Genomic DNA, 17948 nt, shown 5'->3' with positions numbered 1-17948 from the left:
TCAGAAAAACCGACACCTAATATGCCGGTTTTCTTATACAATATAAACAATATTCCTGTAATAAAAACGATAGAAAACTGTAAGATTTGATTAGTTATACCGAATCAGCAAATCAAACGGGTAACGTCCAGCATTACGGCCATACAAAGCGATCCCGCCTACCTCTGCTTGCAATTCCAGGCGGAAAGAACGGTTACGATCCAGCTTGGAAGCTAACTGACCCGGAACATTCACCTTGCACAAATAACCATAAGAACCTGCCTCGTCTAACTTGTTCGCAACCCCCTGATAATGCCATGACAATACCCCTCTACTATCGGCCGGGTCGTCCGGTAAATACAATGAGCCAATCCGTATACCATCAACTAGAACATTGACTTGTGAAGGGTGACGCACATCATCGGTCATATAATACGTATTCGGATTATATTCCACTTTCGCATCAGCACCATGCATGGCGCTCATCCCCATCTCGTTGTCCTTTGCTCCTTCAACATTGCGCGCAAGCACTCGCTTAGCACCTGCTTCGAACATAATTTCAATTTCACCAATCATCTTCTTCTCCGTTGAATCCGGTAGAGTGACGTCATATACGTAGCTTCCTTCTCCAGCACCGTTGACTTTTCCACCCTGAATAGCTCCCCACTGGTGCTTAAAGGTCTGTTCTATAAAGTTCCCTACTGGAATACTTACAAAGTCACCTTTCCCTTCAAATACTCCGTCCTCTTTATTACTTCTTACATCAAACGTAATGAAGTTACGGGTAAGAACATCATCTATTTCATTGATCAGGGAAATGGCGAGCACCGCCACTGCGTCCTGACCGGGCATAGTAACGGTCAAAGTCGGAAGAGGAGTTACTCCGAAGCTATCCCACTTCACAGGAATATGTCCGCACTCTGCAACAACTCGGGTACCCATATTGTCGTACCACAGTTCCCACTTCAACTGAAGCTTCCCCCCATGATGTTGGTCACAGAAGCTAGAACGCAACAGAGGAACATTAACCTTCATGCCTGCTTCCACGGATTGACACGGTGGTGCATCGATAACGATGAAATCCGGTGAATGCAGATCAGCAATGGTCATGCCAGGTACAAAGGCATCATAACCAAAATCTTTATCGGACCCGTCAAGCCGGTAATAGCCGTTGAACTCGTTCGTAACATCGCGGAATTCAGTAAATACGAACCCGCACAGCTTATCATGTCGACGGAATTCATTCATCATATAACGGTAATGCCATGCCAAATCACTGTCACCCGCTCCACCTTCAATACCCCAGACGTTGCCGCACTCGCTGTTCATTAGCGGTGCATCGGATTGTACGTTACCGCCGATACAGTTAAAGTCAGAACCCACAAATATTTTATCCACAACCTCGTTTAGATGGGAACGAAGCTGATCATACCCATTAATGTACAAATGCCATGTATTGATATCCGATTCGACATGATCATAGTTGCATGGTGAGTTATCCTCAATAATCCGGGTTGGGTCAAGCCGCTTGGCCCAGTGATATTTCTCTCGGACCCACTCCTGCGTCTCCGGCAGATAACTGCTCTGTTGTCGTATGTCAGCCGTCACGCCCGCTTCTTTAGCGTCTGTCTTCAGTCCCCAAGTCTCATTGAACATAACCCATGAGAAAATAGATGGATGATTATAGTCCCGCTCTATGATCTCAAGTGCTTCCCTTTCATAGGATGTACGCGCTTTTTCATCCGGGTTACCCCAGAAACAAGGCATATCTTCCATAACGAGAATACCTAGCTTATCGGCCCAATACAACTTACGTGGCTCCTCAGGCTTGATATGAATACGAACAAAATTCAACCCCAAACGTTTCATGAGATATATTTCATCCCGCATTTCTTCATCCGACGGATAAGTGAAATAACCTGTCTTGTTAAAGGACTGGTCAAGGGTACCATTCAAATAAATGGGCTTGCCATTCAATGTAATCCAGCGATATCCGCGTTCTTCGAAGCGAACGGTTTGGATTTCACGAATTCCGAAATAAGTACTCACTACATCTGTGCCAAAACATCCTGATAACTGCACTTCCCCTTCGTATAGATAAGGCGTATTTGGACTCCACAACTGGGGATTATTCACTACTAAAGAGATCTTAATTTCATTCTCACCTGCTACAAGGTCTAGATTTACTCTATGCTGGATAGAACCCTCTGCAAATTGCAGCGTTAATTCTGCTGTTCCAGCTTCATGCGCTGTGATTCTTGCCGTCACTTCAACCTGTCCGTCAATGAAGGTTACAAATTTAGCATCCTTCACATACGTTTGCGGTCGGGATTCCAACCAAACCGGTTGCCATATCCCGCGAATCTCTCCATATCCCTGCTTGCCACGTGCCTGATCATCGTGATCGAAATCCTCTACTCTTACGACAATCGTATTCTCGCAATCAACTTGCCAGGACTGAGTAACTTCGAACTCAAATGAGCCGTAACCACCTTGATGAGAACCGACATGCATACCATTAATCCACACATCACAAGAATAATCTATGGCTCCAAAGCGCAGAAATAGTCGTGAACCTTGTACGAAAGGCTGCCAAGTCAGAGTACGGCGATACCAGCCTATCCCTTTAGTATCACTGCCAATTCCAGATAGAGGACTTGCCCAAGAAAAAGGAACCGTAATCAAAGAATTGTAAGCGATTTCATGATTGGTATGCCATTGACTTCTAATCCCTTCATCGTTGGGGTCAAAACAAAATGACCACTGACCATTCAAGTTCATCCAATCCATACGTTGCCAATGCGGATGGGGATGTTCAGACCGAGGAATGTTCAGACTTTCAGAATTCAATACAGAAGTACTCATTACATGAACACAACCTTTCAAATGTGAAGTTGAGCCCATTTTAGCACCAGTATATGTTTTTCGCAATGTTTATTATAGTTTTACAATACCCAATCTTCATTGTACAATAATCTCATTCCATCATTACGAAAAGGAAAACAATTTATGAGCGAAATAATAATACAAGAAAGTATTCGTTATCCAGCATCGCGTATCTTGGACGTAGCTAAGGCGCTATCTGGAGATGTCCGTGTTCGTATACTTGAAGCACTTGGTGACAGGTCGATGAGTGTCAGTCAGTTAGCCGAGGTCCTTGGTGTAGCCCAGCCCACTATTTCTATCAACGTACAAACACTGGAGCAGGTAAATCTGATCGTCTCCACACAGGGTGCGAACCGTGAGAAAATATGCTCGGTCACTTGCCGTGCTATCCAACTTGAACTTCCTTCGAAACCAGGAGAAGGACTACATCCAACAGAAGAGATACATATGCCCATCGGCATGTTCTCCAACTGTTCTATACAACCGTCCTGCGGCATGGCAGGAAAAGACGGGAGTGTTATCGGATCCCAGGATGATCCACGAGTATTCTATATGCCGGATCGAATCGATGCATCCCTACTATGGTTCGCAGAATCCGGTTATGTCGAATACTATTTCGCCAATCCTCTACCCCCAGGCGTCATACTGGATGAGATTCGTATATCGGCAGAACTATGTTCAGAAGCGTCCTCGTTCCGTGAGGATTGGGCAACTGATATTACCCTAACCATCAATGACCAGCTCGTCGGCATTTATACTTGTCCTTCCGACTTCGGTGATCGCAAAGGCAAGCTAACACCAGAACGATGGAAGAGTGGAACGGAATACGGTATGCTGACCGAATGGAGCATTTCAAGTAAAGGCAGTCAGATTAACCATGTTCCCTCTTCTCCAACAACTCTCGACATGCTCGATCTGGCTTTTAATAAACCTATTCGGCTCCGTTTCGAAATACGAGAGGATGCGGTTAACAGGCGCGGTCTCAATCTCTTCGGCAGCCATTTCGGTGACCATGCCCAGGATATCGTGCTCTCCTTTACTCGCCGTTCTGAACGTGAACGACCATAAGCTGGATGCATTTGCTGCCCTAAATAAAAAAAGTCCCACCATGGTACGCATTGTGAAGAGGCGTGGTGGGATCTGTTACTGTACTCAATATGTATTATTATGTAAGAATATTCAGTCTGGTTTCACGGGAGATGCATTAATCATGCCAGTTAAAAGATTCGGATTCGGAGTATTACAATGCAAAGTTGTTGCTCACAAAGACGATCGTGATGATCACGATCCCCATATCAAGATAGAGGGTTTGCTCTCATCCCCAAGCTTAACTAGAGTTTTACAGCAATAGCACTCTCAGTCCGCTCAGAAGTAATCCATATCAAACCACCAACCAGAAATACTGCCCCAATGATCTGCCATAAGCCCACACTTTCCTTAAAGAACATATATCCCATCAGGACAGCAACGGCTGAGACGACATAGCGGAAAAAGTTAGATCGAGCCGTTCCTACTTGGTACATACAGGCATTCCATACGACAAAAGCAATAACAGTACAGAAGATGACATTGTAACCGACCACCAAATATTCGGTAGCGCCTAAGTTTGCCCATGCTACTTTTCCCCAGGATGATAGAGTTAGAGGGAACATAAATAGCGCACCAAAAAATATATACCAAGTGCTTATACGCAAAGCTGAGTATGTTCTCATCAGTGGCATGCATGACAGATTGAATAGTGCTCCGATGAAGCTGACGCCAAGAGCCATAAGATTTCCGACCATATGCTTGGAAGACCATTCGAACCCTGTCCCCCCACTGATGATGAAATAGACCCCAACCATAGCAATAGCGCCCCCGATCAGAAGTCGAGCGGTTACCTTCTCTTTCGTAATGAATGGAGCGAATAACGCTGCGAATATTGGCCACGGTGCTACATTGAGCAGGGAGGCATTAGCCAACGTCGTATACTGGATGGAGTATAGCACCATAATCTCAAGCAGGGTGATACCGACTAATCCAATACCCATTAACTTTACCAACACCCCAAGAGGCAACCCAACACTTTTCTCCTTCATTTTGAGCAATATGAAAAAGAATGGAACAGCCAACGAGAACCTTAGAAATGCCAATAGCACCGGATCAAAAACATCCATGGCCAGGCGTGACAACCCAAAGTTAAGTCCCCATATAGCCGATACCAATATAAGACCACCGTAGTACACACTCTTCTTCTGCAAGATGCTGCACCTCTTCGCTCTATATTTTTTCCTTATTATAACATCCATATGACAACACTCTACAGCTAATAGAAAAAAGCCAAAAAATCCGTATTCAGATTTCTTGGCTTGTGAATTAGTTCATTTCTTCAATTATACAACCCATATGTCTCATTCACATCTTGAATATAGATAATCCCGTTACCTGGCTCATCGATCTTGAGCTGTGTTCGTATAGCATCTACGATCGCTTGGGTCTTATCTTCTTCCGATAGGATCATGACAATCTCTTTCTCCGGTTCGATATTCATAGAGAATAACTTACTAGTCTCATGGATGCCTGAACCCCTCGCGTTGATGATGGTCCCACCCCTAGCCCCTGCTTGGGTCGCTGCCTCAATCGCATACTCTGCTTTACCTTTATCTACTACCACTGTAATGTTGTGATACATGTGATCCCCTCCCTTTCTTCTTGCATTCCTAATTTCTTTTTTATATTTCCTAGCCCCTATAACGTTAGAGACCGATGTAGTAAATGCTATGCCGTGATTGGGTTTATCGAATTTGAACTCTTTATCCAGCTCATGGAGGACGCGAGTTCCCGTCTGTGTGTCTGAAATCATCCATACAATCTCTTTTCTCACATCAGATAATGCTAAGAATTGTAGAATTCGATTGTGTACCGTGCCTTTTCCAAGAAATACACTACCTCCCGAGATCCCATGTTGTTTAGCTATATGCAATACTTTGCTTCCCAATCCGAAATTCACGATAATGCAGACTAACTCAAGTTCTACGATTTCAGTTAGTTCCTCCACTGTTCTCTAGCCCTCCTTTTTTAGATTTCATTTTGAAAATAAATCCTAACACCTGTAAAGCAATAATAGGTGTCATTGCCACCATGGCAATCATGCCAAACCCATCTACTAACACATTAGCTCCATCGATGGATTCAGCCACACCTTGTGCAAATGCTAATATGAACGTAGCTGTCATTGGCCCAGAGGCGACGCCTCCTGAGTCGAAACCAATACCAACAAATAATTTCGGAACGAAGAACGTCATCGTCAGCGAGATGATATATCCAGGCAAGAGATAATGCCAGAGCTGAATTTCAGGAACAATAATTCGTAACATCGATAACGCAACGGCAAAGCCGACACCGATAGAGAGTGTAAACAGAATCACTTTTCTTTTGACATACCCGCTTGTTACATCCTCTACCTGATGCGTTAATACATAAACCGCAGGTTCGGCCAATATGGTCACCAGACCCAGAATGAATCCTATAATAATAACGTAAGCTTTATTGTCTAATGAAGCTAACGTATGTCCGAGTGCGGTCCCTACATCCATGAACCCGGCATATACACCACATAAGAATAGAACAAGGCCAATAAAGGTGAAGAATACGCCAATCACTATTTTTCTAAAGGTTCTTCTGGACAATTTAAAGGAAAATTTCTGAAACACCATGAATATGAGTAAAATCGGAAGTAGTGCGATAAATACTTCTCCTGCGATCTTGGAAATTTCGTGGATAAATGGACCGATGATGGATGTGGAGGTTGAGGTGTGATGCTCTAAGCTGCCTGTAATTTTATCTGTCTTGGTCACAATACTCATAATCATCACCGATAGAATGGCTCCTGTCGATGCGATAGCAACTAATCCGAAGCTATCTTTCTCGGATGCTTTACTATCTTTCTTCAATACAGACACACCCATGGCAAGAGCCAGAATGAACGGAACGGTGAGTGCACCGGTGGTTGCACCCGACGCATCGAATGATATCGCTAGAAACTCCGGTGATGTAAATATCGCAATTGCGAAGATCATCAGATACAGGACCATCAATACTTTATACAAGGGGATGTTATACACAATTCTTATAAGACCTATGGCCAACATAATCGCGATTCCAACGGACACAATGGCCACAATACTTATCTTCGAGATCATTCCTGATGTAACCGTATCGACTTGTGCTGCGAGGACGTGTAAATCAGGTTCTGCAATCGAGATGAAGAAACCAAGTGCTAGACCTGCAACGACTACGATCCATATTTTGTTGGTCTTGGCGATCACGGATCCCATGGAGTTCCCTATCGGCGTAATGCCAATATCCACTCCAAATAAGAAGATAGATAAGCCAACCACAATAAACACTACACCGATCAGAAATCGGTAGATCAACATCGAATCCAGGGGTGCCAAGGTGAAATGTAAGATCAACACGATGAACGTAATCGGCAGAACGGCATACAGTACTTCTTTTAATTTTTCAAATAGCACATTCAAATCAAAGTCAGTCCCTTCTGTCAAATTGTCAATATTTGATGATTTAATGTATTTCTTTAATCATAGTGATTTTTATGTGAGAATCATTGCCTATATACGCCTCTATCGCATCGCGAACTTAGTTGATACTAATATTTTCCGAAATGCAATAACCGATTATACTAAGCTTATGACCTCAACCTATCATCATACGCTGTTGGTAAGCTCCTCCCACACTTTGCACACTAGAATAAGGTTCATCAACTATTTGCCTAATATATATGGAAGGTGCTGTAATCATGCCCGTTAGAAGATTCGGTGTATTAAAATGTAAAGTTGTAGCTTACAAAGAGGAACGTGATGATCACGATCCCCATTTTCAAATTGAAGTGATCGATGGTCATGATACGCACTACAGAATTGCAGTGAACGTCATGTCTAGCTCTGACCAATCGGAAGTTCTCTATTTAGTCGATGAGCATTTCAATGCATCCGCGATCACATCTTTACCTGAGTTGAACCTAGGGTACACGCCCATTAACAAGAACAACCGAGACATTGCTCTTGATTATATCCGTAGCCCATTGCTCGACTCTTCAGCCATGCAACCTTTACCTCATCATATGACTGGACCAGATAATGATCTAAATGATCTCATGACCAAATATATTCAGAAAGCTATTGATGATGAAGCCACTCTATATGTCTACGGCTCTAGATGGGGTCCTGATGGCGCACGCGATTCAATATTTAGATTCAAACCCGGAAATGGCATGCACAATATTCATATGAATCAAGGAAATGTTGGACGTTGGAAGGGGGATAACGGAGCTTATCAAGACGGTGGATTACTCATCCAATTCATTGACAAGTGGGTTGGTATTTTCTTAGCTTTCTCGTCTCAATCTTGGTGTACCGATGACCATGGTCATCCAACAGAATTCTGTGATCACATGCAACAACGAACCGGAGAAGTCTGAAGATCCATTGATTCCTTCCAAGCATAAACGGCCTCTCCGTCCTTTAGTGGCGAAGAAACGTTTAGCATTGAAATATAAGACTATTTATAAGCAGAAGTACTTATAAATTCTCATATTTAAAAAAAAAGGCCCACCTTGGTACGCATTGTAAAGAGGCGAGGTGGGATCTGTTACGGTTATTGTAATCAATATGTATTAATCTGTCTAATCATTCTTTTCATCGATCCTCACAAAATAATTCTCAATGACATCTACCAAATGATCGCTAATTAACGACCAACCTTTATCTTCTCTCCATATATCCAACTGGATTAATGACTGTAATGCCGTCTGTTTCCAAATGATATTCATCGTTTCTTACGTCTAGCTAACTGCTCTAACACTTCTTCCTTTGACAAGGACGGGTTATTGCCAATAATTGCTTCAAGTAAAAGCTTCTCTTCTTCATGATCTGTGACATCGTAATAAGGAGACTGGGTAACTTCCTCGATCTCAACCAGCATAAATTTGCATTTACCTACCTGAATATAAGCCTTTCCATGCGATAAAGCGCTAGATAGTTCTTCATTCTCAAGTTTGACGAGTTTCATTTGTTCTTACCTCCCATACTCAGAATCATCTACCACAAATGAAACAATAAGTTTAGAACTGAGAAGTCTTCTTGTAGTTATGGATATAAGTATTTCTTCACAGACCCTGACTACACGACAATGAGTTTTTTTAATAGAAGGTGTTGCAGTTGACTCGGTATCATGTAGCAACCTCAATGTTTATCGTTGCCTTCATTCCCATTGCGCTCATAACCGCTTCGATTTTCTCTGCAGTGGCTCCATAATACTCGTTACGCTCATCTCGGGACACCTGTGCATCGGATACTTCCAGCTTTCTAGCTAGATCGGATTGAGACATATTGATATATATTCGATAAGCAATGAGGTTTTTTCCTATGTCCGTAAACTTGTGAATTGGATTAAATGATCCTCTTTTTATTCTTTCATAATACTCCACTTCTTCATTTAATTGTTCGTGAAATGAAATTAACGGTTCAATTGCCATATCAATCTGCTCATCATTTAGACCCATTTCTTTAAAACGCATTTTTTCTTTCGCAATAAAATCCTTATCTTCCTTCAATTTTTCCTTTGCTTTTTGATAAGCTGCTTCATTTTTTATCAACTTACTCAGCTCCTCCTCTACTTAATTGGAATTAAATAAACAATATTGTTAACTTAACTAATAAGTTAAGTTAATTATAATCCAGTTATTATAAATGTAAATGATATCCTTATTCTGCTAAGGTAAGATAGCTTCAGGAAGGGACATTTTCACATCCTTCATTGACTCTTTCATATTCTCATACACTCGAAAGATCGATTAAAAGCTTACGACACACAAAAACCCGAGCCCCCATGTAACTATCACGGATTCCTCGGGTTATTCAAACCATGAGTATTCATATGGATGTCTATCTAACTGCTCTAACACATTTTCCACTGTCGTTATAATAACAAGTTCTCACTTACAAGTGGAACACACGCACCCCGAGTTAATTCACTGCAACAACCGGCCGTGCCTCAATGTATCCTCGATACCCCATGTTTCATCTCAGACATATGTTGTCATAAAACAAACCCATATTATTTATTGATATTAAGCCGTATAAGTCAGTTTTTAGGATAACATATGTCAGGTAAATTAACGTGTCTTAAACACGCCTTATCCGAAGTCTTCTAACTCACGACTAAAGTCACGAGTTTGCGAAAACTAGTAAATCAAAAGGCGTTCTTCCAACGATTTCTTTGAAAATTCTGGATGAATACCACGAAGAATATCCCGCTACATTAGAGAGCTGCTTAAGGGTAATCTCTTCATATATATGGTCATCAATATATTCCTGCATTTGTTGCACCGCCATGACGATTTTAGCCTGTTTCATTTTCTCACCTCCTGGATCTATCCTAATTCAAAAAGAGAAGTCATTCTTGACTTGAATTGCTCTTATTCCATTTATCTATCTTCATTGATCCTTGTGACCGTGCCCCTTCAGACATACAACAAACTCAATGCCTACAAGACATTGAGTTTGTTGTATGTCTGATCTATATTGTGATTCAAGGCTAGCATCATCCGAATGTAGATTATGAGTTATTTTCGAGACTAAATATTCTGTTCATTGATACCTCTAGATCTGCAAACACAACGGATTGGATCGTTTCCTGCTCCATATATAGTTTCCTCACAGCGTACGTACTATTGTGCAGTGTATAGATATGAACTGTTCGATTACCCGGGTCGACAATCCAATATTCCTGAACCCCATAATGTTGATATAAATTGAATTTCTCATTGAAATCCTTGAGTGCGGTGGAGGGTGACAATACCTCTACGATCAATGAAGGCGCGCCGTGACAGCCCTTTTTGGATATTTGATCTTTGGAGCAAACAACCGAGAGATCTGGCTGCGTGATATGATCAGGTGAAGTGTACTCATCATTTTCGCTAAAATAGACGTCAAAAGGAGCAACAAATACATAACAATTCCGATTTTGAAAAAAAGTCCGTAGGGCAAAATGAAGCTCTCCCACAATAAATTGATGTAAAGAGGTTGATGCAGGAGACATATTATATGCTCTGCCATGAATTAGCTCCCAGGTTCCGTCCCATGTTAACCATTCTTCATATGTGTGAGGGCTCTTCTCATCTGGTTTTGACACAATATTTGACCTCCTCTTATAAATCATATTTAAATCATTGTAGCATGGCTAACCAGATTATTGCTCCTACGTTGAGTTTTCACATCAACCAAGTCTTTTAAACAATAACAATCAGTAGATTACACTCTAGACAATTCATCTCTGAATGCTGGTCTATTGGCATAATGGTTGAACAGTTTCTGCTCGATCTCAGATGCCTGCTCTTTCCCACCCACTTTCTTCAACCTCCGAATAATCGCACATACGCTTTGATAATCCTTCCTGTTCCTTGCATATGAAGCAGCTTGCTCAATGTATTGCCCGTAAACCCTGTAAACCTCTTCCTTGAATTCAGGAATAAGGTGACTATATAGCGTCTCTACCGATGAGGGTCTTCCTTTAACATACTCAAGAAGTTTGAGTCGCTCGCCTTCCTCGATCAGGATGTAGGTATATACGTCATCAGAATTCCACTTCTGATTCTCCAATAGAAGAATGATTTGAGGATAGATAGAGAGCCATTCTTGTGTATTATATGTGTTCTTCAATTTATTGTAGTATTCTGTACTGCCATTTAATATGAAATCCATTGCCAACGCTCGTTGTTCCTCAAGCTTCCCTGCGAGATGAAATGCTGTATACCGATATTTCTTCCATTGATTTAAAAGACCCGGCCAGCTTGCATCCTTCTGTTCTCCATCAAGAGTAAGTTTAATGACGTAGTCATACTCCTTATTCTCCAATGCTATCTCTATCGCCATTACTCTAAACTTCGAATAGTGAAGGTTCTGTTCTATAAATTCCTGTGCTTTTATCAGCCCATCATGTTCCTGAATCATATGATATCTGATTAGATTTATCTTTTCCGTTAAGTAATTGACACTCCACGAATCTCCTTCTCCACTGTTTATGATGGATAGTAAATGTTGTTCTAATGTATTCCTTAAGTCCGGAGTATCCGCAAGTTCAGAACATCTTACAAGAATGTCTAGCTTCCAATCCACCCAATCCCCATATCGTCTATGGGTTGATTCTGCGATCAACTTCTCGAAAATATGTTCTTTGTCCACTAAACTTAATTCCTTATTGGCTGTAATCTCACTCATAAAAGCAAGACTTTCCCCTATGACTTCTCCAATTACACCATCGGAATCATCTGCTCTCTGTAGCAGCTCCATCATTTCATGAATGACGCAAAGTGCAAGTTCTATAGCGTGTATGTTGTTATTCTGTACACATGCAACCCGAGCCTTATCCAGAATCATATCTGCTCCCTTAGTAGCAGCACTGATACCTCTATAGGATACAAATCCATATCTATCGGAATTATTACTTATATAGGTTCGGATAAGGTCAATTGCCTGAGCGATTTCATCTTCATCTTGCTCATAATTGAAATTCAACGCAATACGATACCTAATTTCCTCATACTCAGATGCAATATCTAGCAGAAATTCCACAAGCTCATCTTTTGTCATGTTAGTTAATGTCTGTTTGATATCAGGAATCTTTCCTTGTTTGAACACGGGAGATTTAATGGTACCTTCAGAGTCTATACTTTCTTTCAGATCACGCAAAGCAAGAAACACAGCTACCTGATGCTTACAATACTCACCCATATCGTACGGGCAATTACACAGAGTTGCGATTATGTCATCATTATGATCAAGTTTAACTCTAACATTGTAAAGATCCGTGCCTTCAACTTGCGCCTCAAAGACATTGTCCTCCGTTAGCTGGACTGATGCTATATATTCATTCTCGTAATAGTCATACCCTCTTGCAAATATTTTATTATCAATATCGTTCTCAATACTATAAAGATTCATATGATCAGCTCCATCTCTCGATCTTACTCATTTCCTTCTTCAATAAATCTATAGGTTCTGCATAGCCAAGTGATCCACACATCAACCGACCAGTCCATTTATTAAGTTCTACTAAATTCAAAGTTTCACTGGGTATGTGTTCTTCAATTTCCCAAGATATATGAATATGGAATTCTTTGATTTGACTGAGGATACTTCGATCATGCGTCTTGGTATAACTCACTTCACCACAATTGGCTATATAGGTATCTACTTGTTTCTCCGAGAAACCCTCTGCGAGGAATGTTTCATGTATAGCATCTAGAACAATACGGTCAAATTTTTTAAAATGTTCAGCCTTTAATCCGTATAACACAATACAGTATCGCGTCTGATTGTTCATGAGAATAACGCCTTTTCTTCGATCGAACATAAATAGATTACCATGCCATTCATAGAATGGCTCACGCTTAATCGGCGTAATATCATTTGTCTTTATTTTCATAGCATCCGCTAGTTTTTTAGTGCATTCTATAAACATATCTTCACCTTGCCCTTATGTATGAATTGTAATATTGTAATTGTTATCTTTTCAATAGTAGCATGTATTCTAAACTGGAGACTACTTGATCGATAAGGGAGTATATCATTTGGCAAGATCAGCTTTATACGTCCTTGAATATCCTACTATTTAATTCAAAAATGAGGTTAACCAGATTTAGCTGGTTAACCTCATTTTACGAAACGGTTTTGCATTAGTTTTTAGCCAACTTATCAAGCATTTCCCTGTATTTATCCATATCTTTTTTAGCTATATTCATAACAGCGTCATCATTATTCGCAGTTGTGGTCTTTTGAGTATCTTGATTTTTTGTGGCCATTTCCTTATCATCTTTATCATTATCCATCAAATTTCCCCCAAGCAACGATTTGGCTTGGTATGAGTATATACTCTCATTATGAAATAGGTACAGTCTTCCATTCAACATTACTTTGGGCTAGATTGATTAAATTGGCTCTACTCATCCAAATAGCATTAAAAAACCGAGGCACCCATGTCATGGATTCCACGGTTTTCTTATTAGTTGTGCATCATACTCGCAAACTCAATCTTTCTTCAACTGTAGTCTGTTGTAACCAAACCCTTCCTAATCCACTAATCGAATCAAGCTATATTTCTTCTTACCCTTACGAATGATGATAAACCGACCATCAAATGATTGGTCTGCAGTTACTTCCGTGTTAACATCCTCTACTTTTTCACCATTCATCGAAATGGCTCCGTTATTAATATCTTCTCTTGCCTGACGCTTAGAAGGTTCGATTCCTAGATCTACTAGCCAGTCCACGATGTTCTTCGTTTCTTTGGTTGCTTCGAATGTAGGCATTTCTTTGAACCCTTGCTCTATTTCATCGGCTGTTAATGATTTAATATCTCCACTGAATAAGGCTTGTGAGATTTTGATCGCTTGCGCTAATGCTTCTTCGCTATGAACGAATTTCGTCATTTCTTCAGCAAGTACCTTTTGCGCTTCACGTTTACCTGGATCTGTTGTAACCTTATTCTCTAATTCTTCAATCTCTTCTTTCGTTAAGAACGTGAAGAATTTCAGGTATTTCACGACATCACGATCATCTTGATTCAACCAGAATTGGTAGAACTCATAAGGTGATGTCTGAGCAGGATCTAGCCAGATTGCTCCGCCTGCAGATTTACCGAACTTCGTACCATCTGCCTTCAACATTAAAGGAATCGTTAATCCGAATGCCTTCGCTTCTGAACCTTCTTTTTTCCGAATCAAATCTAGACCACTCGTAATGTTACCCCATTGATCCGATCCACCAATCTGTAATTGAACGCCTTCTTCAGCATACAAGTGGTGGTAGTCCATGGACTGGAGAATCTGGTAAGTGAATTCTGTAAAAGAAATCCCACTATCTAGACGGCTAGATACCACATCTTTGGCCAGCATCGCATTGATACTGAAGTTCTTCCCATAGTCACGCAAGAAATCGATAATATTGATGGAATGAGTCCAGTCGTAGTTGTTGACCATTTTCAACTGAGCATCATTATCCGTAACGAATAACTTCTTCATCTGAGCTGTTAGGGCGTTCACATTGTCTTGGACTTGCTCTAATGTCTGTAATTGGCGTTCGGATGAACGTCCACTTGGATCACCAATAGTTCCTGTTGCTCCACCAATCAGAATAACAGGTATGTGTCCGAAGGCTTGAAATCTCTTCAACATCATGAATGGAATTAAATGTCCAATATGCATGCTATCTCCGGTTGGATCGACACCACAGTACAAGGAAATCTTCTTCTCACTAACTAATTCACGCAAACCCTCTGCATCTGTCTGTTGGTTAATCGCACCGCGCCATTCTAATTCATCAATAATATTCATGTTACTCATGATCATCCATCCCCTTTATAAGTCTTGGTCCATCCATATGCATACAATAAAATGCAAAAATCGCCCCCATGTCTACAATAGACATAGGGACGATATAATAACCGTGTTACCACCCAAATTGCATAAACAGTGCTGCCACTATTCATACCACTCATAGCCCTATTATCGTTGGCTAGTCCGCTTAGTGTTACCTAAGATACTCCGGAGTGTAATTCACGAGACTGTTTGTGCTAGGTCACATCGACCCCTAGCTTTCTGATGAACAGTGACAGCCTGCTACTAATTCCTTCAACGTATACCGTGTATTAGATTAAAATCAGTATAGAGAATGACAAGTCTATTGTCAATTATTTAAGAAATCAACTTAGCTTTGAGTGTATTGTATTCGTCTTGGGTAATCATTCCTTGTTGTAGAAGATTGGAGATTTTGATTAACTCATCTGCAACGGAGTCTTGGGGTTCAGATGGTGTAATCGATACTTGCGCTTGTGCTGTTGCTGATTCTAATATCGATTGCAAGTTAGCGGGTAACCCCTGAATTCCACTGAGTCCTTCAACTCGAATTCCATTTCCTTTACCCCTCATGATATTAATAATTGCAATCCAGTGGTTCAACTTACTTTCAGCCTTTTCTATAAATGGATGACCCGCACTCACTCCAACCAGACTATCAAAAAAGAAAATACTGTAATATGGCGTCTCCATATCATTCATTGAAATTTTCAATTCAATCTGACTGATATTTTTATGTGTCGTCGTAGTCGAGGACAAGTTACCAAATACCGTCTCTCTGGTTGTTGTATCGTGTGATGTAGATACATGATTAATGACTTGAGTTCCTAAAATATCTTCTATATCGTAAGTCTTATTATGTTGTTGTGTGGTAAAGTTTATCTTCTTGGCCTTTTCATCAATCGAAAGAATATATTTATTATCAGCTGAAACAAATTCTTGCGTTGGTGTATTCTTCAATTGTTGTTTCATGAGTTGAAGATTATTTAAAGCTACATCCTTCATTCTCTTCATTCTTGTTAACTGAAACACAGCAATAATAATAAACATGACTATAAAAACCAATATCCACATTCCTAAACTCATTATTCTTCCCCAATTCCAATATTTCCTAAATTCTACCATATTTCTGCAAAATAGGTCCATAGCATTATGTGAGGGTCTTCTTTCCTATCTCACCCCATCCATAATGAAAACAATCCTTCAGTAACCCCAAGATTGTACATATAATACAATCCAAATAGGATACTTACTACACCGGTAATGGATGTTAGAGACATGTTAACACGCTTGTGGTTAGAACTAAGGACGAATGGAATACCCAGTATCGTTGTGAAAAATAACATTCCGGCGATGGTACCCATTCCGAAACATAGGATGTATACTGCTCCATCCCACACTGTTGATACGGTAGACATGGTTAATAACACCATAGCTGCACTTCCAGCTAGTCCGTGGATCATACCAATGATCATTGACTTCATGTAGGAGATTTTGTTGCGCGGAGGAGCTGGTGGGTCGGAGACTGCCCCATATATATGTATTTTGACTAGCGATGGTTGATACAGCAATGACATGATCCGGTTCAATGGCATGTTTGATGCCTAGAATAAATCCTATTCCTAATAGGGATAATAATTCGATTTCCATAAATACCTCCTGTAGCTATTTACATGCGACTCTACCATGATCCAATAGCCTTGGCTACAGATTGATGAGAATATCTATTATGAGGATTATCCGTGTAACTCAATTCATTCGTCCCTTGTCATGGTCACCCCGTTCAGCGTACAATCAATTTATTCAGATCCTACAAAGGGGTTGTGGTTATGAGTTTCTTAAAAGGTCTTGGTCAAGTCGCAGGTGAAGTTACAGGCAAAGTGATCGGTGGAAGTGTCCGCGTCGTTGGCGAGCTTACCGGTAGCCCTTTCGTAAAGGAAATCGGTGACAGTGTGGAGAAAGCTTCGATTATTGCAGGTACGACGGCAGGTGACCTAGCTAGTGGCGTATATGACACAACGGCGGGGCTCATCACTAACAATGACCAACAATCAAGTAATGGAATGAAAGATATCGGTGGTGCCCTTTCTACAACAGCTAAAGGTGTAGTCGGTGCTGTGAAATATACCTATGCCAATGGTAAAGAAGTTGTACAAGGGTTGTCCGAAGAGGATTATGATAAAGTTAAAGAAGGCGCTAAAGGGCTAATAAAAGTGGCTGCGGTGGGTACGTTGGCTGTTGGCGTATTGGACATCGTGGATGGTCCGGATGGTGTAGATCAAGCGTAGTGCATCCATGGAGTGAAACTTATCCTTTCCAGTGAAAGTATTTTTTTGGATAAACCCAACTTTCATTGGAGGGATGCGGTCGTAAAGCCATTTGTTTCTTCTATTTGAAAAAGGAACTGCTCTTTGCGGTTCTTTTAGTTTAGATTACCACGATATCATTTACCGGGAGGTCTTCATCGGGGCTGATTTTAATTTAAAGGGAAGACCTCCCGGTAAATAATTGGTATAGCCCATTTTATTCATGTATAACAGGAAATCTGTAGCTAGAATAAAAAGTGGACACCTGTTAAGAGAAACTGGATAATTTACTTAACAAAGAAAGAGGTGTCCTTTTATGAGGGAACAACGACAACGGTTTAATGAGGAATTCAAAAAACAGACGG

19 protein-coding genes and 1 other annotated feature are annotated in these 17948 nt (G+C 40.8%); of the genes, 4 read left to right on the top strand and 15 right to left on the bottom strand.

Annotated features, from left to right (window positions below; genetic code table 11):
- Positions 1-90: 90 nt before the first annotated feature.
- The gene (locus tag AC1D69_RS20450; RefSeq protein WP_495457984.1) at positions 91-2844 is read right to left on the bottom strand and encodes a glycoside hydrolase family 2 protein; all 2754 of its coding nucleotides are present in this window, start codon (positions 2842-2844) and stop codon (positions 91-93) included.
- 144 nt (positions 2845-2988) lie between these two features.
- On the opposite strand from AC1D69_RS20450, the gene AC1D69_RS20445 reads away from it, so the two are divergent.
- Entirely contained in the window at positions 2989-3933 is a 945-nt protein-coding gene (locus tag AC1D69_RS20445) for an ArsR/SmtB family transcription factor (RefSeq protein ID WP_495457983.1), read from the top strand.
- Positions 3920-4216, top strand: a complete 297-nt coding sequence (locus AC1D69_RS20440; protein ID WP_495457982.1) for a hypothetical protein — start codon at positions 3920-3922, stop codon at positions 4214-4216. The genes AC1D69_RS20445 and AC1D69_RS20440 overlap by 14 nt, the downstream gene beginning before the upstream one ends.
- On the opposite strand, the gene AC1D69_RS20435 is transcribed toward AC1D69_RS20440, so the two are convergent.
- The 3 genes from AC1D69_RS20435 to AC1D69_RS20425 form a co-directional block, all read right to left on the bottom strand.
- Complete coding sequence (locus AC1D69_RS20435) at positions 4197-5105, bottom strand: DMT family transporter (protein ID WP_495457981.1); 909 nt, start codon at positions 5103-5105, stop codon at positions 4197-4199. The genes AC1D69_RS20440 and AC1D69_RS20435 overlap by 20 nt on opposite strands.
- A 128-nt stretch (positions 5106-5233) precedes the next feature.
- Positions 5234-5902 (bottom strand): P-II family nitrogen regulator, encoded by a 669-nt coding sequence (locus AC1D69_RS20430; protein WP_495457980.1) that lies wholly within the window; start codon positions 5900-5902, stop codon positions 5234-5236.
- The gene (locus tag AC1D69_RS20425; protein ID WP_495457979.1) at positions 5886-7409 is read right to left on the bottom strand and encodes a DUF1538 domain-containing protein; all 1524 of its coding nucleotides are present in this window, start codon (positions 7407-7409) and stop codon (positions 5886-5888) included. The genes AC1D69_RS20430 and AC1D69_RS20425 overlap by 17 nt, the downstream gene beginning before the upstream one ends.
- 254 nt (positions 7410-7663) lie before the next feature.
- Here AC1D69_RS20425 and AC1D69_RS20420 point away from each other — a divergent pair, with 254 nt between their 5' ends.
- The gene (locus tag AC1D69_RS20420; protein WP_495457978.1) at positions 7664-8344 is read left to right on the top strand and encodes a DUF2278 family protein; all 681 of its coding nucleotides are present in this window, start codon (positions 7664-7666) and stop codon (positions 8342-8344) included.
- 204 nt (positions 8345-8548) lie between these two features.
- Here the strand turns inward: AC1D69_RS20420 and AC1D69_RS20415 are convergent, their stop codons facing one another.
- The 11 genes from AC1D69_RS20415 to AC1D69_RS20365 all read right to left on the bottom strand — a co-directional run bounded on the left by AC1D69_RS20415 (position 8549) and on the right by AC1D69_RS20365 (position 16761).
- Positions 8549-8695, bottom strand: coding sequence for a hypothetical protein (locus tag AC1D69_RS20415; protein WP_495457977.1), 147 nt, complete (start codon positions 8693-8695; stop codon positions 8549-8551).
- Positions 8692-8934, bottom strand: coding sequence for a hypothetical protein (locus tag AC1D69_RS20410; protein WP_495457976.1), 243 nt, complete (start codon positions 8932-8934; stop codon positions 8692-8694). The genes AC1D69_RS20415 and AC1D69_RS20410 overlap by 4 nt, the downstream gene beginning before the upstream one ends.
- A gap of 160 nt (positions 8935-9094) precedes the next feature.
- Positions 9095-9520: a helix-turn-helix domain-containing protein gene (locus AC1D69_RS20405; RefSeq protein WP_495457975.1), complete on the bottom strand. Its 426-nt coding sequence runs from the start codon at positions 9518-9520 to the stop codon at positions 9095-9097.
- 571 nt (positions 9521-10091) lie between these two features.
- Complete coding sequence (locus AC1D69_RS20400; protein ID WP_495457974.1) at positions 10092-10280, bottom strand: hypothetical protein; 189 nt, start codon at positions 10278-10280, stop codon at positions 10092-10094.
- Positions 10281-10482: 202 nt separating this feature from the next.
- Positions 10483-11058: a Uma2 family endonuclease gene (locus tag AC1D69_RS20395; protein ID WP_495457973.1), complete on the bottom strand. Its 576-nt coding sequence runs from the start codon at positions 11056-11058 to the stop codon at positions 10483-10485.
- A gap of 119 nt (positions 11059-11177) precedes the next feature.
- The gene (locus AC1D69_RS20390) at positions 11178-12866 is read right to left on the bottom strand and encodes an SWIM zinc finger family protein (RefSeq protein WP_495457972.1); all 1689 of its coding nucleotides are present in this window, start codon (positions 12864-12866) and stop codon (positions 11178-11180) included.
- Between the two features lie 4 nt (positions 12867-12870).
- Positions 12871-13386, bottom strand: a complete 516-nt coding sequence (locus tag AC1D69_RS20385) for a DUF6933 domain-containing protein (RefSeq protein WP_495457971.1) — start codon at positions 13384-13386, stop codon at positions 12871-12873.
- A gap of 214 nt (positions 13387-13600) precedes the next feature.
- Complete coding sequence (locus AC1D69_RS20380; RefSeq protein ID WP_495457970.1) at positions 13601-13753, bottom strand: hypothetical protein; 153 nt, start codon at positions 13751-13753, stop codon at positions 13601-13603.
- Between the two features lie 240 nt (positions 13754-13993).
- Positions 13994-15256, bottom strand: coding sequence for a tyrosine--tRNA ligase (tyrS, locus tag AC1D69_RS20375; protein WP_495458061.1), 1263 nt, complete (start codon positions 15254-15256; stop codon positions 13994-13996).
- A 91-nt stretch (positions 15257-15347) separates the two neighbouring features.
- Positions 15348-15566, bottom strand: a binding site (T-box leader).
- A 50-nt stretch (positions 15567-15616) separates the two neighbouring features.
- Positions 15617-16327, bottom strand: coding sequence for an SHOCT domain-containing protein (locus AC1D69_RS20370; RefSeq protein WP_495457969.1), 711 nt, complete (start codon positions 16325-16327; stop codon positions 15617-15619).
- Between the two features lie 125 nt (positions 16328-16452).
- Positions 16453-16761: a hypothetical protein gene (locus AC1D69_RS20365; protein WP_495457968.1), complete on the bottom strand. Its 309-nt coding sequence runs from the start codon at positions 16759-16761 to the stop codon at positions 16453-16455.
- Positions 16762-17106: 345 nt separating this feature from the next.
- On the opposite strand from AC1D69_RS20365, the gene AC1D69_RS20360 reads away from it, so the two are divergent.
- Complete coding sequence (locus AC1D69_RS20360) at positions 17107-17565, top strand: hypothetical protein (protein WP_495457967.1); 459 nt, start codon at positions 17107-17109, stop codon at positions 17563-17565.
- Positions 17566-17948 lie beyond the last annotated feature (383 nt).

The organism is Paenibacillus sp. Y301 (genome assembly GCF_059445505.1).
Note: the sequence above shows the minus strand (reverse complement) of the source record. Positions and strands in the feature narration are given on the sequence as shown.